At 68.7% G+C, this 19,680-nt stretch carries 23 protein-coding genes; 5 read left to right on the forward strand and 18 right to left on the reverse strand.

What is annotated here, in order from left to right; translation table 11 throughout:
- The first annotated feature begins 71 nt into the window (after nucleotides 1–71).
- Together eccD and mycP are read left to right on the forward strand one after the other, a co-directional pair.
- Nucleotides 72–1,547 carry a type VII secretion integral membrane protein EccD gene (gene eccD / locus RZ1_RS17195; protein WP_072813765.1) on the forward strand — a complete coding sequence of 492 codons (1,476 nt, stop codon included), beginning with the start codon at nucleotides 72–74 and terminating at the stop codon, nucleotides 1,545–1,547.
- A 1-nt stretch (nucleotide 1,548) separates the two neighbouring features.
- Nucleotides 1,549–2,943, forward strand: coding sequence for a type VII secretion-associated serine protease mycosin (gene mycP / locus RZ1_RS17200; protein ID WP_139281879.1), 1,395 nt, complete (start codon nucleotides 1,549–1,551; stop codon nucleotides 2,941–2,943).
- A gap of 27 nt (nucleotides 2,944–2,970) precedes the next feature.
- Here the strand turns inward: mycP and eccB are convergent, their stop codons facing one another.
- A complete protein-coding gene (gene eccB / locus RZ1_RS17205; protein WP_072813715.1) occupies nucleotides 2,971–4,422 on the reverse strand; it encodes a type VII secretion protein EccB in 1,452 nt (483 codons plus the stop codon).
- A gap of 107 nt (nucleotides 4,423–4,529) precedes the next feature.
- Between eccB and eccE the strand changes: the two genes are divergently transcribed.
- Nucleotides 4,530–6,152, forward strand: coding sequence for a type VII secretion protein EccE (gene eccE, locus RZ1_RS17210; protein WP_072813716.1), 1,623 nt, complete (start codon nucleotides 4,530–4,532; stop codon nucleotides 6,150–6,152).
- Nucleotides 6,153–6,169: 17 nt separating this feature from the next.
- On the opposite strand, the gene RZ1_RS17215 is transcribed toward eccE, so the two are convergent.
- Nucleotides 6,170–6,736, reverse strand: a complete 567-nt coding sequence (locus tag RZ1_RS17215) for an NADPH-dependent FMN reductase (protein WP_072813717.1) — start codon at nucleotides 6,734–6,736, stop codon at nucleotides 6,170–6,172.
- Nucleotides 6,737–6,758: 22 nt separating this feature from the next.
- Nucleotides 6,759–7,340 carry a TetR/AcrR family transcriptional regulator gene (locus tag RZ1_RS17220; RefSeq protein WP_072813718.1) on the reverse strand — a complete coding sequence of 194 codons (582 nt, stop codon included), beginning with the start codon at nucleotides 7,338–7,340 and terminating at the stop codon, nucleotides 6,759–6,761.
- Nucleotides 7,341–7,400: 60 nt separating this feature from the next.
- Here RZ1_RS17220 and RZ1_RS17225 point away from each other — a divergent pair, with 60 nt between their 5' ends.
- Nucleotides 7,401–8,543: an acyl-CoA dehydrogenase family protein gene (locus RZ1_RS17225; RefSeq protein WP_072813719.1), complete on the forward strand. Its 1,143-nt coding sequence runs from the start codon at nucleotides 7,401–7,403 to the stop codon at nucleotides 8,541–8,543.
- Nucleotides 8,544–8,823: 280 nt separating this feature from the next.
- Here RZ1_RS17225 and RZ1_RS17230 read toward each other — a convergent pair whose 3' ends face one another.
- From RZ1_RS17230 to infA, 9 genes are all read right to left on the reverse strand, one after another.
- The gene (locus RZ1_RS17230) at nucleotides 8,824–9,762 is read right to left on the reverse strand and encodes an alpha/beta hydrolase (protein ID WP_139281881.1); all 939 of its coding nucleotides are present in this window, start codon (nucleotides 9,760–9,762) and stop codon (nucleotides 8,824–8,826) included.
- A 210-nt stretch (nucleotides 9,763–9,972) separates the two neighbouring features.
- Entirely contained in the window at nucleotides 9,973–10,872 is a 900-nt protein-coding gene (truA, locus tag RZ1_RS17235) for a tRNA pseudouridine(38-40) synthase TruA (protein ID WP_083583748.1), read from the reverse strand.
- A 5-nt stretch (nucleotides 10,873–10,877) separates the two neighbouring features.
- Nucleotides 10,878–11,420 (reverse strand): 50S ribosomal protein L17, encoded by a 543-nt coding sequence (rplQ, locus tag RZ1_RS17240; RefSeq protein ID WP_072813721.1) that lies wholly within the window; start codon nucleotides 11,418–11,420, stop codon nucleotides 10,878–10,880.
- Between the two features lie 30 nt (nucleotides 11,421–11,450).
- Nucleotides 11,451–12,512 carry a DNA-directed RNA polymerase subunit alpha gene (locus tag RZ1_RS17245; RefSeq protein WP_072813722.1) on the reverse strand — a complete coding sequence of 354 codons (1,062 nt, stop codon included), beginning with the start codon at nucleotides 12,510–12,512 and terminating at the stop codon, nucleotides 11,451–11,453.
- A gap of 113 nt (nucleotides 12,513–12,625) precedes the next feature.
- The gene (rpsD, locus tag RZ1_RS17250; protein WP_072813723.1) at nucleotides 12,626–13,231 is read right to left on the reverse strand and encodes a 30S ribosomal protein S4; all 606 of its coding nucleotides are present in this window, start codon (nucleotides 13,229–13,231) and stop codon (nucleotides 12,626–12,628) included.
- A gap of 24 nt (nucleotides 13,232–13,255) precedes the next feature.
- The gene (gene rpsK, locus RZ1_RS17255) at nucleotides 13,256–13,669 is read right to left on the reverse strand and encodes a 30S ribosomal protein S11 (RefSeq protein ID WP_003938066.1); all 414 of its coding nucleotides are present in this window, start codon (nucleotides 13,667–13,669) and stop codon (nucleotides 13,256–13,258) included.
- Nucleotides 13,669–14,037 (reverse strand): 30S ribosomal protein S13, encoded by a 369-nt coding sequence (gene rpsM, locus RZ1_RS17260; protein ID WP_072813724.1) that lies wholly within the window; start codon nucleotides 14,035–14,037, stop codon nucleotides 13,669–13,671. Before rpsM ends, rpsK begins: the two co-directional genes overlap by 1 nt.
- Before the next feature lie 227 nt (nucleotides 14,038–14,264).
- Nucleotides 14,265–14,378: a 50S ribosomal protein L36 gene (rpmJ, locus tag RZ1_RS17265; RefSeq protein ID WP_003938068.1), complete on the reverse strand. Its 114-nt coding sequence runs from the start codon at nucleotides 14,376–14,378 to the stop codon at nucleotides 14,265–14,267.
- Nucleotides 14,379–14,470: 92 nt separating this feature from the next.
- Nucleotides 14,471–14,692, reverse strand: coding sequence for a translation initiation factor IF-1 (gene infA / locus RZ1_RS17270; RefSeq protein ID WP_003418601.1), 222 nt, complete (start codon nucleotides 14,690–14,692; stop codon nucleotides 14,471–14,473).
- A gap of 172 nt (nucleotides 14,693–14,864) precedes the next feature.
- On the opposite strand from infA, the gene dtd reads away from it, so the two are divergent.
- Nucleotides 14,865–15,302, forward strand: coding sequence for a D-aminoacyl-tRNA deacylase (gene dtd, locus RZ1_RS17275; RefSeq protein ID WP_072813725.1), 438 nt, complete (start codon nucleotides 14,865–14,867; stop codon nucleotides 15,300–15,302).
- Between the two features lie 133 nt (nucleotides 15,303–15,435).
- Here the strand turns inward: dtd and map are convergent, their stop codons facing one another.
- From map to rpsE, 6 genes are all read right to left on the reverse strand, one after another.
- Nucleotides 15,436–16,233 carry a type I methionyl aminopeptidase gene (map, locus tag RZ1_RS17280; RefSeq protein WP_072813726.1) on the reverse strand — a complete coding sequence of 266 codons (798 nt, stop codon included), beginning with the start codon at nucleotides 16,231–16,233 and terminating at the stop codon, nucleotides 15,436–15,438.
- A gap of 23 nt (nucleotides 16,234–16,256) precedes the next feature.
- Entirely contained in the window at nucleotides 16,257–16,802 is a 546-nt protein-coding gene (locus RZ1_RS17285) for an adenylate kinase (RefSeq protein ID WP_072813727.1), read from the reverse strand.
- Nucleotides 16,799–18,112: a preprotein translocase subunit SecY gene (secY, locus tag RZ1_RS17290; protein ID WP_072813728.1), complete on the reverse strand. Its 1,314-nt coding sequence runs from the start codon at nucleotides 18,110–18,112 to the stop codon at nucleotides 16,799–16,801. The genes RZ1_RS17285 and secY overlap by 4 nt, the downstream gene beginning before the upstream one ends.
- A gap of 268 nt (nucleotides 18,113–18,380) precedes the next feature.
- The gene (rplO, locus tag RZ1_RS17295) at nucleotides 18,381–18,824 is read right to left on the reverse strand and encodes a 50S ribosomal protein L15 (RefSeq protein ID WP_068163632.1); all 444 of its coding nucleotides are present in this window, start codon (nucleotides 18,822–18,824) and stop codon (nucleotides 18,381–18,383) included.
- 2 nt (nucleotides 18,825–18,826) lie between these two features.
- The gene (gene rpmD, locus RZ1_RS17300) at nucleotides 18,827–19,006 is read right to left on the reverse strand and encodes a 50S ribosomal protein L30 (protein WP_006554593.1); all 180 of its coding nucleotides are present in this window, start codon (nucleotides 19,004–19,006) and stop codon (nucleotides 18,827–18,829) included.
- A complete protein-coding gene (gene rpsE, locus RZ1_RS17305; RefSeq protein ID WP_072813729.1) occupies nucleotides 19,006–19,656 on the reverse strand; it encodes a 30S ribosomal protein S5 in 651 nt (216 codons plus the stop codon). The genes rpmD and rpsE overlap by 1 nt, the downstream gene beginning before the upstream one ends.
- Nucleotides 19,657–19,680: the final 24 nt, after the last annotated feature.

Below are 19,680 nucleotides of genomic sequence, written 5' to 3' on the forward strand. Positions count from 1 at the left end.
TTCGGTCCGTCCGGAGGGGAATTTCGACGGACCGGACCGGGACACACTCGATGCGACTGGGGGACACATCGTTGACGGCTACACACAGCGACACGACGCGCACGGGCGCCGAACCGAGCCGGGGCGTCGGCGCTCCGGACCTGTGCCGGATCACCGTGCTGACCCGGCACAGCCAGGTCGATCTGGCCCTGCCACTGGGGGTGCCGGTGGCGCTGCTCGTTCCCGGGATCGTCGATCTCGTTGCGGCACACCGCACCGACAACGCCTTCGATTCCACCCCCGATCAGGTGGAGCCCGACCGGTGGACCCTCGCTCGGCTCGGCCGGGCACCGCTGTCCGGTGCGCTCGCACTCGAGGAACACGGTGTCCGGGACGGTGAACTGCTCGTCCTCGAGAACGCTGCCGCGCCCGCGCCGCCACCGCTGTTCGACGACGTCATGTATCACGTCGCGGTCGCCGACCGCGATCGCCTGCGCCGCTGGTCGTCGTCGGCCGCGCAGTCGGTAGCCACGATCGTCGCGGTCCTCGCCGTGGTGGTGGGTTCGGCTGCGCTGCTGCAGATCCCGGCAGGGAACGGCCGCGCGATCGCCGGCGCCGCGACAGCAACCCTGACGATACTGCTCGTCGTCGCGGCCGCCGTCCTGCACCGCGTCTACCAGGACCGCGCCACGGCCTGGCTCCTGTCGGTGTGCGCGACACCGGCCGCGTTCGCGACCGGACTGCTCGTCGTCCCGGGGGGATACGACCTGCCGCATCTGCTGCTCGGTTCGATCCTCACCGCGGCGGTCGCGGTCGTGGTCCTGCGCGTCGCCGTCGTCGGGACCGCCACGTTCACCGCTGTCGCGACGGTCGCGACGGTGGCGGCGGTCGCGTCCACGGTGGCGGTGGGCATCGCCGTTCCGGTGACCGCGGTCGGTGCCGGTCTCGTCCTGGTCGGGTTGCTCACTGCGACGCTCGCCCCCCGGGTCGCGATGATGCTGGCGCGGCTGCCGCTGCCACCGGTGCCGGCGCCCGGAACGTCCCTCGATCCGGTGGTCGCGGACCCCGACGACGCGAATCCGGCACCTACGTTCGAGGAACTCGAAGCGGGCGCAGCCCTGGCCAGGCGCTACCTCACCGGCCTCCTGTATGCCGTCGTCGTCCTGACCACCGCGGGTGCCTGGTGCGCGACGATTTCCCGGGCCGGCGACGGAATTCCGTGGCCCGGTGTCGCGCTCGCGATCGCCGCGGCGGTCGCCTTGATGTTCCGCGGCCGCACCTACGCCGGCGCGGACCAGGCCGCGCCGCTCGTTCTCGGCGGCGGTCTCATCCTGCTCGGTGTGCTCGCCGGTGCCGCGGTCGGCGGCGCCGCGCCGCCCGTCGCGCTGTTCTCGGCGGCGACCGTGCTGCTGGTCGGCGCCCTGGTCTTCGGGGTGGTCGCACCGCGGCGCACGTTCACTCCCGTTCAGCGCCGTATCGCCGAAATCACCGAGTACGCGGTGGTCGCGACGATCGTTCCGCTGGCCTGCTGGGTTCTCGGGCTCTACTCCGCCGTGCGCGGAATCTGACGTGCCGGGCTACCCCCGGGCCGTGGCCGCCGCGTTCGTCGCCGGATTGCTCGCCACCGCCGCACCCGCGAGCGCGTCCCCTCCGACGGTCGACCCGGGCGCGCTGCCCCCGGCGGGTGCGCCCGCGCCGCCGGACGAGACCGAGCAGCGCAACCTGTGCACGCAGGCACGGGACGCCGTGGACGGTCCGCAACCACCTGCGGCCCAGCGCATTCTGGACTTCGAGGCCGTGTGGCCGCTGACCCGCGGCGCCGGACAGAAGGTCGCGGTGATCGACACCGGTGTGGCGCGGCATCCCCGGCTGCCGAACCTGATCCCGGGCGGAGATTATGTCGCTACCGGCGACGGCACCGACGACTGCGATGCGCACGGCACCCTCGTCGCGGGGCTCATCGCGGCAAGCCCGATGGCGGGAGCGGGATTCGCCGGGGGCGCACCCGATGTCGAGGTGATCGCGATCCGGCAATCCAGCCGCAATTTCTCCGACCGCAACCACCGCCCCGACGACGCGACCGCGCGCAACTCCCCCGGGTACGGAGACGTCCGCACCCTGGGGGCGGCGGTCCGGACCGCCGCGGACCTGGGTGCGACCGTCATCAACATCTCGGAGGTCGCGTGCGTGGCGGCGGCGGACGGCCTCGACGATCGCACGCTCGGCGCCGCCGTCCAGTACGCGACCGACGTCCGCAACGCGGTGGTGGTCGTGGCGGCAGGCAACACCGGAGACCTGTGCCGATCGCCGAATCCCGGTGGTGTCGATCCGCTGACACCGGGCGGTGATCCTTGGTCCGCGGTCACCACGATCGCGTCACCGGCCTGGTACGACGAGTACGTGCTCACCGTCGGATCGGTCGAGGAGGACGGCTCCCCGTCGTCGTACAGCCTGCCCGGACCGTGGGTGGACGTGGCTGCACCCGGCAGCGGCATCGTCTCGTTGCATCCCACCTCCGGCGGGCTCGCCGACGCGTACCGGGGACAGGACGGACCGCAGCCGATCGCGGGAACCAGTTTCGCGGCGCCGCTGGTCGCGGCGACCGTCGCCCTGGTCCGTGCCCGGCATCCCGAACTCGACGCGCGCGCCGTGATGGCACGCATCGAGGCGACCGCGCACGCCCCGGCCGAGGGCTGGAATCCCCGGGTCGGGCACGGGGTGGTCGACCCGCTCGCCGCGGTCGCCGGTCCCGATCCCGTCGTCCGGTCCCAGGTCGCGGCATCCGTGCCGATCGAGCCGCCACGTCCGGCGCCGTCCCCGGACCACCGGCCGCGCACGGTCGCGCTGGCAGCCGGCGGCGGCGTGTGCGGGGTACTCGCGGTCGCGGTGGTCGCGTCCATTCCGCTCCGACGCCGCGCCCACCGCTCGCCCTGTCCGGGTGAGGGAAACCGTCACCCGGCCTGACCGAACAGTGCGTCCGATCAACGGAAGTCAGCCTCCGAAACGGACCTCAGCGGGCCGGGCATCGGGTGCGACACCGTCGTGGGCGACGAGCGCCTCGGCGCGCCCCAAGGCCGGCCCCGGGGCGAACAGCGACACGATCTGCCACGGTGCGCGGGCGGGATTCTCCGGGAAGCCGAGGGCGGCAGCGGACTCGGTGTCGACGATGCCGTACCGCACCCCGGTGTCCGCGACGTAGAACACCGCGCCGCGCCGCTCGCCGTCCGGAACGATGGACGTGCTCTGCACGTAGGCTCCCCGTCCGGGCGGAACATACGCGGCGTCCGCGTTCGGGCCTGCGCCGTCGGCCTGGGCCAGCCCCACCGGGGCAGCGCCCTCGGGGATCGGCAGCGCGCGGCCCGCGGAGAGCGTGAGCACCGAGCGTCGCTGTTCACCGGCACCGTCGGTCGGGGACCACGTCAGGCAGCCGACGGGCCGATCGGCCGCAGCGACGACAGTCGGGACGGTCTGCGGGAACGTGTCGACCGCCAGCTCGTGCACCGTCGGCGCCTGGTTCGTCGCATCCGGGGGGACGATCGGGATCTCTGCGGCGCCTTGCGAATCCGAGTAGTGGATGATCTGTGCGGTGGCCTTGGACACCTCCTGCACGCCGTCGCGCAGCACGACGTAGAACCGCTGGCCGTCCGGTTCGGCCATCGCGACCACCGAGCCCACCGTCAATCCGCCGATGGGGAAACCCGGTTCGGTGCCGGCACCGGCGATGACGGGTGCGGACAGTCGCGGCACCTCCGGGATCGCCTCGATCAACCCGGCCCCGATCGGACGGACCAGGGTCCCGTCGATGCCGAGCACGCGGGTCAATGCGCGGTCGTTCAGGTCGATCTCCGCGCGTGTCCCGTCGTAGATCAGATAATGCGTTCCCCCTGCGGCGACGAGCAGCGCCTCGCCGTCGAGGACGTCGATCCGCTCGTCGTTCTCGGGCGCACCGACCACGAGAGTCGTTGTCACTGACTGTGTTCCGTTGCCGACGGTGTCGCAGACGGTCCATGGTTCCTCGTCCGGTCCGTACGCCAGCGCGGACGGGGCGCCGGGGATCCCGACGAGCGGGCCGCGCGGGCGCGTCGCGAACTCCTCGTCCGCGACCACCACGGGTTCGGCCGCGCTTCCCAGCACGAGGCGCGCCGACGCGAGGTTGAGCGCCGGATGAAACGCTCCGTCGACGGCGACGAACATCGCCCCGGAGTCCCGGCCCAGCACGATCGCGGCGTCGCCGATCTTGTCCTGCGGCCGGAACAGTGCCAGCGCCGCGCACCCGGCGAGGCCGAGACACGCAACGACGGCACCGACCGCGAGCGCCCGCGTCTGCGAGCGCATCGGGTCCCCGATCATCCGCACATCCCGGCGGACCAGCGCATGTTCCATGCGCCGCACCAGGAATCGGTATCCGCTGACCTGCCACCGCGTGGTGGGTTGTGCTGCCATGCTTCCTCCCCCGTACCGCACGCCCCCTGCCGCAACACAGTACAGTTCGCTCGGGGAATGTCGGGTGGGCCCTGCGGCCCGCCTCGACCGGATTCGGGGGAAGAGCGATGGATCGAGTGGAATCCGCACGGGCACAACGGACGGGCCTCGTGCGGTTCGTCGCCGCCCAGTGCGTGGCCGTGGCGACTTGGGTGGTCGCGATGGCGTGCGGTGCACCCGGCGCGGTCGCCACCGCCGGCGCGATGTGCCCGGCCGCGGTGATGGTGGTCCGTATCCGCGGTCGCGGTGTTCCCGACCTCGCCGTGGTGCTGTGGCGGTACGTCACCGGGAGATACCGGCGACCGGGCCGGCCGGTCGACCATTCGCACGGATCCGGCTCCATCGGATTGATCCGGGACGGAACGTGCCTGAGCGCGGTCATCGAGATCCTGCCGCCGCCCGCGGACCTCACCCGGCTCGACCGCGACCGCGCCGACCCCGACCGGGTCCTGCCGCTCGCGGCGATCGCACGGTGCCTGTCGCACCACGACGTCACCCTCGACGCGATCGATGTGATCGCGCACGGTCGGCGCATTCTCGATACGACGCGGGCCGGTCAGGTCTACGCACAACTCGTCGGACCGCTTCCGGCCGCCTCGGTGCGCACGGTACGACTCGCGTTGCGGCTCGACGCGTCCCGATGCCCGGAGGCCGTGACGAGCCGCGGCGGCGGCGCCGAGGGCGCGGCACGGACCATGACGGTCGCCGCACAACGAGTCGAGCGCATTCTCGGTGAATATCGTCTCCGCGCAAGGATTCTCACCGCCGCCGAGGTCGAGACCGCCATCGCACGCATCACCCGGGGCGCCGACCCCGCCGAGTTCGAACGGCAATGGCGGAACGTCCCGGTGCCCGGCGGATTCAACAGCGGCGGCGTCGTCGAACCACGCCGGCTCGATCGCGCGACGCTCAACGGGATCTGGTCCCACCCGTCACTCGCATCGACGATCACGCTGCGACTGCGGACGGGATCGACACCCGAGCGTGTCCGGGCCGGTGCGCTCGTGCGGACCACGACCCGCTCCGCCGAGCCACCGGCCGTTACGGGAGTGCGCCCGGTGCGGGGTCGCGACCGTGACGCGCTCGTGGCCGCGTTGCCGCTCGCGGTGCCCGGCCTCGAGGATCTGACGACGCTGCGTTCCCTGACGCCCGCCGACCTCGACGCGCTGGCGCTGCCGGTGGCCGGGTGCGGTCAGCTCATCGGATCCGACGAGTCGGGTAGGGCCGTCGCCGCGCGGCTGACCGGCTCGGGCGTGCGCTCGGTGTACGTGGCCGGGGAACTGCATCTTGCGCTGCAGATCGTGTTCCGGGCGGTCGCGGTGGGCACCCGCGTCGTCGTCCACACCGACCGTCCGCAGGCGTGGCAGCCGCTGCTCGACGGCGCGGCCGGACCGGATCGGTTGCGCCTCGCGGGCCGCTACCCCAGCGACGTCGAATTCGACACAGTCGTCTACGACGGCGTGCGACCGGCGACCGTGCCGCCGCACGTCACCGCACTGCACATCCACACCCATCCGGAGCAGTGGCCCCGCGAACGACCCGACCTGACGCTCGTGCAGCCGGGGGCCACGGGCAACCGGGTGGTTCTCACCGCCGGATCGCGGCGCCTCGCGTTGACGCTGGTGACGATCGCCGCCGAGACGACGCACATCGGCCGGCCTCGCACGGCCGAACCGGCGATCGCACGCTGACGTCACCGCACGTCGCGTCAGCCCGGATAGGGTTCCGTGTCCCGCCCGGCCCGCACGGTGCGCGCCCACCACGCGAGCTGGTCGAGCATGCGCTCGGCCGAATCGATCGCCGCACCGTCGGATGTGCTGCCGTCGGCGGCGAAGGCGTGCTTGACGCGGTGGAAACTCACGGATTCGCGGACCGGCACCATGTGCACCTCGACGAGCACCTGGCGCAGCTGCTCGACGGCACGCAACCCCCCGGACAGTCCACCGTAGGAGACGAATCCGACCGGCTTGGTTCGCCATTCGTGTTTCACGGTGTCGATGGCGGTCTTGAGCGCCGCCGGGTAGCCGTGGTTGTACTCGGAGGTGACGATCACGAACGCGTCGGCCGCACCGATCTGCCGGGTGAACGCCTCGGCGCCGGCTCCCCCGGACAAGTCCTGCGGCAGCGGGATTTCGGCGAGGTCGACGATCCCGACCTCGAATTCGGACCGCCGGCGCGCGGTGCGCGCGAACCAGTCCGCGACGACGGGAGCGATGCGGCCCGCGCGCACGCTCGCCACGATGATGTCCAGCTTGATCGGCTCGGTCCCGTCCATGGTTGTCATCGAACCATCCCGGTCAGACGGTGAGGCCGTGGGTGAGCAGTGTCGCGAGTTCGCGATAGGCCTGGGCGTCGGCGAGCCCGGTCGCGGCGGCGACCTCCCGCTGCTGGATGCGGACCATGACGGAGGCGACGACGTCGGCGACGAACGCGGCGTGCACGTCGCGCAACTCTCCCGAGGCGACGCCCTCGCTGATGAGGGACCGGACCCGCTCGGCGGCGAGCCGGGTGTTGCGTTCGTAGACCTCGCGCGCCACGGAGGTCGCGGCCATGTCCTCCATGAAGCGGGGTGAGGCCGGTTCGAGTTGCCGGCCCACCGATTCCAGGTAGGTGCGGATGCGGGCCTCGGCCCCGGCGCTGCCGGCCAGTTCGGCTTCGACCCGTTCGGTGGCGCCGCGGAAGAAGTGCACGGTGACGGCGTGGACGAGACGGTCCTTGTTCTCCGCAAGCGCGTACAGCGTGGATTTCGAGCAACGGAGGCGGGAGGCGATGTCGTCGAGGGTGAAGTGGGCAAATCCCTCGGCCAGGAACAACGCCACGAGCTCGTCGAACAACTGCGCCCGCCGGGCCGTGGTGCGCCGGGCTCCCGCTCTTGTCATACGGAAAATAGTACTGGAGTATCGTCTTGAGTACTGATTCCCCCGATCGAGGAGCCCTCCGTGCCTGTCGAGCGCCTGCTGCCCACCCCCGAAGCCCGCGACCTGATCGAACTGACCCGGGACGTCGCCGACAAGGTCCTGGCCCCGCGCGTCGTCGAGCACGAACGCAACGAGACGTTCCCCGAAGGGGTGTTCCCCGCGCTCGGCGCGGCCGGACTGCTGAGCCTGCCGTATCCGGAGGAGTTCGGCGGCGGAAACCAGCCGTACGAGGTGTACCTGCAGGTGCTCGAGGAACTCGGCGCGCGGTGGGCCGCGGTCGCGGTCGCGGTGAGCGTGCACGGCCTGTCCTGCTTCGCGCTCGCGACGCACGGCACCGAGGAGCAGAAGAACAAGTGGCTCCCGGACATGCTCGGCGGCAACACCATCGGCGCCTACAGCCTGTCCGAGCCGCAGGCCGGATCGGACGCCGCCGCACTGGCGTGCCGCGCGACCGCCGTCGACGGCGGCTACCGCATCAACGGCGCGAAGGCGTGGATCACCAACGGCGGCAAGGCCGACTTCTACACGCTGTTCGCCCGCACCTCCGATGCCGGTTCCAAGGGCATCTCGTGCTTCCTGGTTCCCGACGGCACCGACGGACTGACCTTCGGCAAGCCCGAGGAGAAGATGGGCCTGCACGCGATCCCGACCACGACGGCGCACTACGACAACGCCTTCGTTCCCGAGGAGCGGCGCATCGGCGCAGAAGGCCAGGGCCTGCCGATCGCGTTCAGCGCGCTCGATTCCGGCCGCCTGGGCATCGCCGCGGTCGCGGTGGGCTTGGCACAGGCCGCACTCGACGAGGCCACCGCCTACGCGAAGGAACGCACCGCGTTCGGCAAGGCGATCATCGACCACCAGGGCCTGGGTTTCGTGCTCGCCGACATGGCCGCCGCGGTCGATTCGGCCCGTGCCACGTACATCGACGCCGCCCGCCGCAAGGACGCCGGACTGTCGTACTCGCGGCAGGCGTCGGTCGCGAAGCTCGTCGCGACCGACGCGGCGATGAAGGTCACCACCGACGCCGTGCAGGTTCTCGGCGGCTACGGCTACACCCGCGACTTCCCCGTCGAACGATTCATGCGCGACGCCAAGATCACCCAGATCTTCGAGGGCACCAACCAGATCCAGCGCCTTGTGATCGCCCGTAGCCTCGCGAACTGAGAGCTTTGTCACCGAACAAGATCAACAACACGCCGTTGGGATAGATATCAACCGTTCGGACCGTATCTAGGATTCGACACAGACAGGACATACCGCCCTGTCACCGACAAAACGGAGGAATTTCATGATTCTCGGATCTCTCGCTGCCACGCTGGCCACCCTGCTCGCCGGCCTCGGCATCCTGCTCTGACCCGAGCCTGGAAAAATCCGTGAGGGGTGAGGTCGTACGACCTCACCCCTCACGCATTCTTCCCCGGGTGCCGACCGACTCGGCGAACCGTCAACCGCCGATGGCCGCCGCTATCATCGGCCACGAGTCGTGCAGTGCATCCTGCCAGTAGCCCCACGAATGCGTTCCGTCCGGCCGCAGGTCGTAGGTGGCCTCGATACCGAGCCCGTCCAGCGTGTTCCGGAGCCTCTCGTTGCACTGCGACACCGCCGCCTCGATCGTGCCGAGCACGGCGTAGTCGACCGGATTCGGTGCCGACGAGAACTCGTGCGGGCCGGGCAGTCCCCCACCGGACGAGATGTACAGGGCCTTGCCGCGCAGCTTTTCCGCGTTGAGCGTGACATCCCGCGCGATCCACTCGGGCCCACCGACCGGCCCCCACATGTTCTCGACGTCACCGCCACCGAGGTGCACCACCAACTCGACGTAGTTCTGCCCGGGTTCCGAACTCGTCTGCGCGCAGCCGCTGTACGCCGCGACTGCCTGGTACAGATCCGGCGCGTCGGCTGCCAACGCCAGCGCCGATCCACCGGACATGGACATACCCGCGATCGCGTTGCGGCCGCTGGTGCCGAGCGCCTGGTCGAGGACCGGCGGCAGCTCCTCGGTGAGGAACGTCGTCCACCGCTGCCGGCCGAGCACCTGGTCGTCCTGCTGCCAGTCGGTGTAGTAGCTGTAGGCACCCCCGACGGGGATGACGACGTTGACGTCCTTGTCGTCGAAGAACTCTCGTACGTCGGTCTGCTGCTGCCAGGTCGCAGCGTCCTCGCCGCCGCCGGCTCCGTTGAGCAGATACAGCACCGGCCGGGGACCGCTCGCGTCCGCCGGGCGGATGACGTCCAGGCGCACGACCCGGTCCATCGCCGCCGAGTACACGTACATCGTGAGCTCCCGATCGCTCACTTCGTCGATACGGTCCACGTGCGCTGCAGTACTTCTCACGATGTCGCCCGACGCCGGCTCGGCGAGCGCAACACCTGCGACCGGCATCGCCACGACGATTCCCACCGCCGCGATACGCTGCCGCCAACGCGCGTCGGATACCATTGGTCCTCCCGAAATCCATTGACCGGCAACCAGATTCAAACTTCAAGACGCGACCGGGACGCCGTGGCCGGTCGGAGACGACAACGTCTCCGACGGGCAGGCTACCGGAGGCCGGCATCCCGACGCACCAGGCGCGCCGGGACCGCAGTCTCGTCAGCAGCATCCGGGAACGATCGGGCCCCGCACCTCGCGGGTCGCCACGTTCCGGGCGGCGAGGTCCTCATCGGCGGGGTAGTCCACACCGACGAGCGACAGTCCGTGTGCCGGCGCGACCGCGACCGACGCCGCGCGTTCACGCTCGTCGAGCAGCGCGGTCATCCACTCGACGGTCCGCCGGCCCTCGCCCACCGCGAGTGCCGCGCCGACGAGGCTGCGCACCATCGACCAGCAGAACGCATCGGCACTGACGTGCGCGGTGAGGATGTCCCCGTCTCGCGTCCACTTGTAGCGCTGCAGTTCCCGGACGGTGGTCGCGCCCTCGCGGCGTTTGCAGAACGCCGCGAAGTCGTGCAGGCCGAGCAGCGACTCCGACGCGCGCTGCATCGCGTCGAGGTCGACGATCTTCGGCCACGACACGGTGTCGCGGGCGCGCAGCGGTTGCGCGCCGTATGCGGAGGTGGTGACGCGGTACTCGTAGTGCCGCCGGATCGCCGAGAACCGGGCGTCGAAGTGTTCGGGGGCCACCGAGATTCCGGTCACCCGCACGTCGCGGGGCAGAAACCGGGCGAGGCGCCGCACCCAGCGGGACGGGTCGTCGGGCAACGCCGCGGTGGGCACGTCGACGTGGGCGACCTGCCCGGAGGCGTGCACCCCGGCGTCGGTGCGACCGGCGACGGTCAGCAGTACCGGGGTACGCACGATCGCGGAGAGCTTCTCCTCGATCTCCCCGCACACGGTGCGCAGGCCGGGTTGCCGCGCCCAGCCGGAGAAGTCGGTGCCGTCGTAGGCGATGTCGAGTCGCAGCCGGGTGATGTCCCCGGGCTCGGATGCGGCGAACCCGCCGTCCCCCGAGGGGACGACGGGTTCGGTCGCATCAGCGGATGCCGAAACCAAGTGGACTAGTCCTTCTTGGCCTCGTCGGCATCGGCGGCCGTTGCGGTGCTGTCCTCGATACCCTCGACGACGGCGTCCGCGTTCTCGACCTCGGCGTCGGTCGCGTCGGCTTCGACAGCCTCGACGACGTTCTCCTCGGCAGCCTGCGAGGCGGCGACGCGGCGGGCGCGATCGGCCTCGGAGGTGACCGTCTTCTCCTTGACGAGCTCGATGATCGCCATCGGAGCGTTGTCGCCCTTGCGGGGGACGGTCTTGATGATGCGGGTGTAGCCGCCGTTGCGGTCCTCGTAGAACGGACCGATCTCCGCGAACAGGGCGTGCACGACGTCCTTGTTGCGGATGACCTTCAGCACCTCACGACGGGAAGCCAGCGTGCCGGTCTTCGCGTGCGTGACGAGCTTCTCCGCGTAGGGACGCAGAGCCTTGGCCTTGGCCTCGGTGGTGGTGATGCGGCCGTGCTCGAAGAGCGCGGTGGCCAGGTTGGCGAAGATCGCCTTCTGGTGCGAGGCCGACCCGCCGAAGCGGGCACCCTTCTTGGGCTTGGGCATGATTTTCTCCTAGTAACGGACCGTGAGCTGCTACAGCTGTTCGGTCTCGGCGTAGTCCTCGTTGCCGTCGGCGTCGCCGAAGGAACCTGCATCGGTGTCGCTCCAGGTACCGGTGGCGGCGTCGTAGCCGGCCACGGTGCTCGGGTCGAACGATGCGGGGCTGTCCTTGAGCGACAGGCCGAGCGAGTGCAGCTTGACCTTGACCTCGTCGATGGACTTCTGACCGAAGTTGCGGATGTCGAGCAGATCGGACTCCGTGCGTGCCACGAGCTCGCCGACGGTGTGAACACCTTCGCGCTTGAGGCAGTTGTAGGACCGGACCGTCAGGTCCAGATCCTCGATGGGAAGTCCGAAGGAGGCGATATGGTCGGCCTCGGCGGGCGAGGGACCGATCTCGATGCCTTCTGCTTCGACGTTCAGCTCACGAGCCAGACCGAAGAGCTCCACCAGGGTCTTGCCCGCCGAAGCGAGCGCGTCCCGCGCGGTGATCGAGTTCTTGGTCTCCACGTCGAGAATCAACCGATCGAAGTCGGTGCGCTGCTCGACGCGGGTCGCCTCCACCTTGTACGTCACCTTGAGCACCGGCGAGTAGATCGAGTCGACCGGGATACGGCCGATCTCGGCGCCGGACGCCTTGTTCTGCACGGCCGGGACGTAGCCGCGACCGCGCTCGACGACGAGCTCGATCTCCAGCTTGCCCTTGTCGTTCAAGGTGGCGATGTGCAGGTCCGGGTTGTGGACGGTGACACCGGCCGGGGGCACGATGTCTGCCGCGGTCACGGTGCCGGGGCCCTGCTTACGGACGTACATGGTGACCGGCTCGTCCTCGTCCGAGGACACCACGAGGCCCTTGAGGTTCAGGATGATGTCGGTGACATCCTCCTTCACACCGGGGACGGTGGTGAACTCGTGGAGCACGCCGTCGATGCGGATGCTGGTGACGGCCGCGCCCGGGATCGAGGACAGCAGGGTGCGACGAAGCGAGTTGCCGAGGGTGTACCCGAAGCCAGGCTCGAGCGGCTCGATGATGAACTTCGAGCGGTTGTCGGCGATGACATCTTCGGTCAGCGTGGGTCGCTGCGAAATGAGCATGAGTTGCCTCCTTGTGGGCGTCCGCTATATGACGCCCTCGTGGGATGCGGTGTTCTCCCGGCTCGACATTCCGAAGAACGGGGGCCGGAAGAACACCGCAGCGCGTGTGCGCCTTACTTCGAGTAGTACTCGACGATCAGCTGTTCCTGCAGCGGGATGTCGATCTGCGCGCGCTCGGGGAGCTGGTGGACCAGCACCCGGAGACGCTGGCCGACGACCTGCAGCCAACCCGGGATCGGGCGATCGCCCTGGGTCTCGCGGGCAACCTGGAACGGCAGCGTGCTCAGCGACTTCTCGCGGACATCGATGATGTCGTACTGGGAGACGCGGTAGCTGGGGATGTCGACCTTCTTGCCGTTGACAAGGAAGTGGCCGTGGCTCACCAGCTGGCGGGCCTGCCGGCGCGTGCGGGCGAGGCCCGCACGGTAGACGACGTTGTCCAGACGCGACTCGAGGATGGTCAGCAGAACCTCACCGGTCTTACCGGGACGGGAGGCGGCTTCCTCGTAGTAGCGGCGGAACTGCTTCTCCATGATGCCGTAGGAGAAGCGAGCCTTCTGCTTCTCCTGCAGCTGGAGCAGGTATTCGCTCTCCTTGATCCGCGCGCGGCCGTGCTGGCCCGGCGGGTAGGGGCGACGCTCGAACGCCTGGTCGCCTCCGACGAGGTCGACGCGGAGACGACGCGACTTGCGGGTGACGGGACCGGTATAACGTGCCATTTTCTAGTACCTATTCCTTTCCCGTTAGACCCGACGCCGCTTGGGCGGACGGCAGCCGTTGTGCGGCTGGGGGGTGACGTCGGAGATGGTGCCCACCTCGAGGCCCGCGGCCTGGAGGGAACGGATCGCCGTCTCGCGGCCCGAGCCCGGGCCCTTCACGAAGACGTCGACCTTCTTGACACCGTGCTCCTGCGCCTTGCGGGCGGCGTTCTCGGCGGCGAGCTGCGCGGCGAACGGGGTCGACTTGCGCGAGCCCTTGAAGCCGACGTGGCCCGACGACGCCCAGGAGATGACATTGCCGTTCGGGTCCGTGATGGACACGATCGTGTTGTTGAAGGTGCTCTTGATGTGAGCAGCGCCGTGCGGAACGTTCTTCTTGTCCCTGCGCCGTGCCTTCTGGGTCTTCTTCGGACCGGTGCTGCGTGACTTGGGAGGCATTACTTCTTCTTTCCTGCGACGGTGCGCTTCGGACCCTTACGGGTGCGGGCGTTGGTCTTGGTGCGCTGTCCACGCACGGGCAGACCACGACGGTGTCGCAGGCCCTGGTAGCAGCCGATCTCGATCTTGCGGCGGATGTCCGCCTGGACCTCGCGGCGGAGGTCACCCTCGACCTTGTAGGACTCCTCGATGAACTCGCGGAGCTTCGCCAGGTCCTCGTCCGAGAGGTCCTTGCTGCGCAGGTCCGGGTTCACGCCGGTTGCCGCCAGGATCTCCTTGGAGCGGGTACGGCCGATGCCGTAGATGTAGGTAAGTGCGATCTCCATCCGCTTTTCGCGGGGAAGATCGACACCTGAGAGACGTGCCATGAGTGGCATTCCTTTTCGGTGTGCGGAGGTCTGCTCCCAGCCCGTCCCCTGCGTCTAGAAACTGTGTAGTCGACAAACACAGTGGGGCCCCGGCCTCCGAACCGGGGGTTGATCGCACAGCTCCCCGACGAATCGGGAATCGTAACCGTGCGACTGGTGCTGGAAGGTCTTCGTGCTCGTTTCCGAGCTGCTTGTTGCCAAGCCGATCTTCGCGAAGAAGAGTCGATCTAGCCCTGACGCTGCTTGTGACGCAGGTTCTCGCAGATCACCATGACCCGGCCGTTGCGGCGGATCACCTTGCACTTCTCGCAGATCTTCTTGACGCTAGGCTGAACCTTCACGTGCGTCCGATCTCCTGTATGTCCGCCCCCGAACACGGCAAAAGACCGTGTCGAAGACATGGTTCTCCCCGACCGTGTAGCCGGGGAAGCTCTTACTTGTAGCGGTAGACGATGCGTCCGCGCGACAGGTCGTAGGGGGAGAGCTCCACGACAACCCGGTCCTCGGGCAGGATGCGAATGTAGTGCTGGCGCATCTTGCCGCTGATGTGAGCCAGGACCTTGTGGCCGTTCTCGAGCTCAATGCGGAACATCGCATTGGGCAGCGGTTCGACAACACGGCCTTCGACCTCGATTGCCCCGTCTTTCTTAGCCATATCCTCCGCGATCCGTCGTTCGGTGTGTGGTTGCATCGACATCCGATACCGTGACGCTCGGCAGGAACCGGTTCACGAGCAAGCCGATCACCGGAGCGCAGAGCGCACCACCGATCAATGGTACGGGAAGTTTCCCACCAGGCCAAATGAGACAACACGAGGAGGACCACGGGTGCGGGCACTGGTTCAGCGGGTCACGACGGCGGCGGTGTCGGTCGACGGCACCGAGGTCGCGCGCATCTCCCCCGCCGACGGCGCACACGGACTGCTCGTTCTCGTCGGCGTCACGCACGACGACGACGCCGCGAAGGCCGCGACCCTGGCCCGGAAGGTCTGGACGATGCGCATCCTCGACGAGGAACGGTCGGCGTCGGATCTGAATGCCCCGCTGCTCGTCGTCAGCCAGTTCACGCTGATGGCCGACACCCGCAGGAGCCGGCGCCCGTCGTGGTCGGCGGCCGCACCGCGTCCGGTCGCCGAACCTCTCGTCGACGAGTTCGTCGCGGCTCTGCGCGCCCTCGGCGCGGACGTCGCTACCGGAGTGTTCGGCGCACACATGGAGGTGAGCCTCGTCAACGACGGCCCGGTCACCCTCCTCCTGGAGGTGTGAGTCCGCCCTCCTGGAGGTGTGAGTCCGCCTCCCCCATCCGAGCGAATGTACCGTTCGTCTCCTTCAATCGAGCGGGCGATACATTCGCTCCGCCACGGAGGGGTGGGACGGGGCGCCGGCCGGGTGGACCGGACTACTCGGGACGGAGCGTGAGGATGCGCGGTCCGTCCTCCGTGACCGCGACGGTGTGCTCCCAATGCGCGGCGCGGCTGCCGTCGGTGGTCACGACGGTCCACTTGTCCTCGAGCACCTCGGTGTCATACGTGCCGAGGGTGAGCATCGGCTCGATCGCGAGCACCGATCCGACGACCAGACGCGGTCCCTTGCCGGGTGCGCCCTCGTTGGGCAGGAACGGGTCCATGTGCATTTCGCGGCCGATGCCGTGGCCGCCGTACCCGTCGACGATTCCGTAGCTGCGACCGTGCAGTTTCTCCGCGGCGTGGGTGCCCAGTTCGATGGCGTGCGAGACGTCGGTGAGCCGGTTGTCGGGAAGCATCGCGGCGATGCCGGCCTCCATCGACAGCCGTGTGGCTTCGCTCAGTTCGGCGTCGGCCTGCGACAGCTCGCCGACGCCGAACGTCCACGCCGAATCGCCGTGCCATCCGTCGAGGATCGCGCCGCAATCGATGGAGACGAGGTCGCCTTCGGCAAGGACGTCGCCGGCGGACGGGATGCCGTGCACGACGCGGTCGTTGACCGACGAGCAGATCGAACCGGAGAACCCGTGGTATCCCAGGAACGACGGGACGGCCCCCGCATCGCGAATGACCGCCTCCGCCACCCGGTCGAGTTCGAGGGTGCTGACACCCGGCTTCGCGGCGTCGCGCACCGCGACCAGCGCGGCCCCGACGATCGCGCCCGCTGCCGCCATCGCGTCCAGTTCACCGGACGTGCGGAACGGGACGACCTTGCGCTTACGCCCGAAACCCATGTCGAATTCCTCGATCCTGCTTGTTACTTGCCGAGCGCGGCGAGTGCGCGGGCGTTGATCTCCTCGACCTCACCGACCGCGTCGACCGTGACGAGCGAATCGGCGTAGTAGTCGAGCAGCGGCGCGGTCTCCTCCCGGTACACCCGGAGGCGGTTGCGGATCACGTCTTCCCTGTCGTCGGCGCGACCGCGGGCGAGCATCCGCTCGACGACGATCTCCTCGTCGATCTCGAAGGACAGCACCCCGTCGAGGGCGGTGTCGAGGTCCTTCAGCATCGACTCGAGTTCGCGGGCCTGCTCCACACTCCGGGGGAACCCGTCGAGCAGGAAGCCGTTGACAGCGTCGGGCTCGGCGAGGCGAGCGCGCACCATGTTGTTGGTGATCTCGGCGGGCACGAGCTCGCCGGCGTCGATGTACTTCTTGGCCTCGACACCGAGCGGGGTGCCCTGCCCGATGTTGGCGCGGAAGAGATCGCCGGTCGAAATGGCAGGGACGCCGAGCTTCTCCGACAGGATTGCGGCCTGCGTGCCCTTGCCGGCACCGGGAGGACCGAGGAGTACAAGTCTCACTTGAGGAACCCTTCGTAGTTGCGCTGCATCAGTTGACTTTCGATCTGCTTGACAGTGTCCAGCGCGACACTGACGAGAATAAGCACCGCTGCGCCGCCGAAGATGCTCGACGCGGTCTGGCTGCCGGACAGGAAGAAGTGCGGCAGCGTTGCGATGAGACCCAGGTAGAGCGCGCCCGGCACGGTGATCCTGTTGAGCACGTACGTGAGGTAGTCCGCGGTGGGCCGGCCGGGACGGATGCCGGGAATGAACCCGCCGTACTTCTTCATCTCGTCGGCGCGCTCCTCCGGATTGAAGGTGATCGCCACGTAGAAGAACACGAAGAACACGATCAGCGCGAAGTAGATCGCGATGTAGACCGGGTTGTTCGGGTTGACGAGGTACTCGTTGATGAATCGCTGCCACCAGCTCGGATCGGTCGCAGTGCTCGAGCCGGTGAGCTGAGCGATGAGATTCGGCAGGTACAGCAGGGACGACGCGAAGATCACCGGGATGATGCCGGCCTGGTTCACCTTCAGCGGCAGGTAGGTCGACGAGCCGCCGTACATGCGGCGCCCGACCATGCGCTTGGCGTACTGCACCGGAATCCGGCGCTGGCCCTGCTCGACGAACACCACACCGGTGATGATCGCCAGAGCGACGACACAGACGATCGCGAAGACCAGGCCACCGCGCGACTCGAGGATCATGTTGCCCTCGGACGGCAGGCGCGAGGCGATTCCCGAGAAGATCAGCAGCGACATGCCGTTGCCGACACCGCGCTCGGTGATGAGCTCACCGAACCACATGACCAGCGCCGCGCCCGCGGTCATCACGAGCACGATCACGACCATCCCGAAGACACTGTCGTCGGCGAGGATCGGTTCGGAGCATCCCTGGAGCAGCTGGCCGCGCGCGGCGAGCGCCACGATGCCGGTCGACTGCAACACCGCCAACGCGATCGCGAGGTATCGCGTGTACTGCGTCATCTTCGCCTGACCGGCCTGGCCCTCCTTGCGGAGCTCCTCGAACCGGGGAATCACGACGGTGAGCAGCTGCACGATGATGCTCGCGGTGATGTACGGCATGATGCCGATCGCGAACACCGACAGCTGCAACAGCGCGCCACCGGAGAACAGGTTGATGAGCGAGTAGATTCCCGCCTGCTCACCGCCGGCGATCTGGTCGATACAGGCGCGCACGTTCCCGTAGTCGACACCCGGGGACGGCAGCGTCGCGCCGAGCCGGTACAGCGCGACCAGACCGATCGCGATGAGGATCTTCCGCCTCAGGTCCGGGGTCCTGAGGGCCGAAACGAAGGCGGAAAGCAAAGATCCTCCTGGCAGGCCGGGCGGGGACGACGGGTCGATGGGTACCACCCGTCGGACGGTGGACAACTCTTGAACTCTAACAGTGCAGCCCCGGGCGACGCCCACGCGAGGGGGCTCGCACACCTCTGGGCGCGGGGCCCGACGGGCCGCGCGGACGGGGGGACGTTCCCGTAGGGTACGTCAACACCCCGCAACGACGAACGGCCGCACCGCAGCAGAAGCTGCAGCGCGGCCGTTCGGCAGCCGTGCACGAGCACGAGCGAACAGGTCAGGCCTGAACGGTCGCCGTGCCGCCGGCTGCGGTGATCTTCTCCTTGGCGGAGCCGGAGAACTTGTCCGCGGTCACCTGAGCGGCCACGGAGATCTCGCCCTCGCCGAGCACCTTCACGAGCTGGTTCTTGCGAACCAGGCCCTTCGCGACGAGCTCGTCGACGCCGATGGTGCCACCCTCGGGGAACACGCGAGCGATGTCGCCGACGTTGACGACCTGGTACTCGGTGCGGAAGGCGTTCTTGAAGCCCTTGAGCTTCGGAAGCCGCATGTGCAGCGGCATCTGGCCACCCTCGAAGGCCGCCGAGACGTTCTTACGCGCCTTGGTGCCCTTCGTACCGCGGCCTGCGGTCTTGCCCTTCGAACCTTCACCGCGGCCGACGCGGGTCTTGTCCGTCTTCGCGCCCGGAGCGGGACGCAGGTGGTGCAGCTTGATGGTCATTTTCAGACCTCCTCAACGGTCACGAGGTGACGCACCACGTTGATCAAGCCACGGTTCTGCGCGTTGTCCTCGCGAACGACGGACTGACGGATCTTCCGCAGGCCGAGGGTGCGCAGGCTGTCACGCTGATTCGACTTGGCGCCGATGGTGCTCTTGATCTGGGTGATCTTCAGCTCTGCCATTAGTTCACGCTCCCAGCAGCCTGAGCGCGTGCACGCAGCATGCCGGCCGGAGCCACGTCCTCGAGGGGCAGACCGCGGCGGGCCGCGACTTCCTCCGGACGCTGCAGGCCCTTGAGAGCAGCAACGGTCGCGTGCACGACGTTGATGGCGTTGTCGGAGCCGAGAGACTTCGACAGGATGTCCTGGATGCCCGCGCACTCGAGCACGGCACGCACCGCGCCACCGGCGATCACACCGGTACCGGGGCTGGCGGGACGCAGCAGGACGACACCTGCGGCGGCCTCACCCTGCACCGGGTGGGTGATGGTCTTGCCGATGAGCGGGACGCGGAAGAAGCCCTTGCGAGCCTCCTCGACACCCTTCTGAATGGCCGCGGGAACTTCCTTGGCCTTGCCGTAGCCGACGCCGACCAGGCCGTTGCCGTCGCCCACGATCACCAGAGCGGTGAAGCTGAAGCGACGGCCGCCCTTGACGACCTTCGACACACGGTTGATCGAGACGACACGCTCGATGTAGTTCGACTTCTCCGCAGCGTTGCCGCCGCGCGAGTCGCGATCGCGGCGGTCGCGACCACCACGGTTGTCCCCGGTGTTGGGGCCATTCTGTCCGGCGGGGCCGTTGCCGCCGTCACGCCGCTGACGTCCCGGCATCAGGCGTTCCTTCCGTTCGAAAAA

The sequence above is a fragment of the Rhodococcus zopfii NBRC 100606 = JCM 9919 genome, assembly GCF_001895025.1.
In the GTDB taxonomy this organism is placed as follows: domain Bacteria; phylum Actinomycetota; class Actinomycetes; order Mycobacteriales; family Mycobacteriaceae; genus Rhodococcus; species Rhodococcus zopfii.

What these genes read in the sequence shown, in the direction of transcription:
- eccB (WP_072813715.1), bottom strand. Translation starts at nt 4,422, where the DNA reads ATGGCAGCACAACCCACCACGCGGTGGCAGGTCAGCGGATACCGATTC.
- eccE (WP_072813716.1), top strand. Translation starts at nt 4,530, where the DNA reads ATGGATCGAGTGGAATCCGCACGGGCACAACGGACGGGCCTCGTGCGG.
- RZ1_RS17215 (WP_072813717.1), bottom strand. Translation starts at nt 6,736, where the DNA reads ATGGACGGGACCGAGCCGATCAAGCTGGACATCATCGTGGCGAGCGTG.
- RZ1_RS17220 (WP_072813718.1), bottom strand. Translation starts at nt 7,340, where the DNA reads ATGACAAGAGCGGGAGCCCGGCGCACCACGGCCCGGCGGGCGCAGTTG.
- RZ1_RS17230 (WP_139281881.1), bottom strand. Translation starts at nt 9,762, where the DNA reads ATGCCGGTCGCAGGTGTTGCGCTCGCCGAGCCGGCGTCGGGCGACATC.
- rplQ (WP_072813721.1), bottom strand. Translation starts at nt 11,420, where the DNA reads ATGCCCAAGCCCAAGAAGGGTGCCCGCTTCGGCGGGTCGGCCTCGCAC.
- RZ1_RS17245 (WP_072813722.1), bottom strand. Translation starts at nt 12,512, where the DNA reads ATGCTCATTTCGCAGCGACCCACGCTGACCGAAGATGTCATCGCCGAC.
- rpsD (WP_072813723.1), bottom strand. Translation starts at nt 13,231, where the DNA reads ATGGCACGTTATACCGGTCCCGTCACCCGCAAGTCGCGTCGTCTCCGC.
- rpsK (WP_003938066.1), bottom strand. Translation starts at nt 13,669, where the DNA reads ATGCCTCCCAAGTCACGCAGCACCGGTCCGAAGAAGACCCAGAAGGCA.
- rpsM (WP_072813724.1), bottom strand. Translation starts at nt 14,037, where the DNA reads ATGGCACGTCTCTCAGGTGTCGATCTTCCCCGCGAAAAGCGGATGGAG.
- infA (WP_003418601.1), bottom strand. Translation starts at nt 14,692, where the DNA reads ATGGCTAAGAAAGACGGGGCAATCGAGGTCGAAGGCCGTGTTGTCGAA.
- map (WP_072813726.1), bottom strand. Translation starts at nt 16,233, where the DNA reads ATGGGTTTCGGGCGTAAGCGCAAGGTCGTCCCGTTCCGCACGTCCGGT.
- rplO (WP_068163632.1), bottom strand. Translation starts at nt 18,824, where the DNA reads ATGACCATCAAGCTGCACCACCTGCGTCCCGCTCCGGGCGCGAAGACG.
- rpmD (WP_006554593.1), bottom strand. Translation starts at nt 19,006, where the DNA reads ATGGCAGAGCTGAAGATCACCCAGATCAAGAGCACCATCGGCGCCAAG.
- rpsE (WP_072813729.1), bottom strand. Translation starts at nt 19,656, where the DNA reads ATGCCGGGACGTCAGCGGCGTGACGGCGGCAACGGCCCCGCCGGACAG.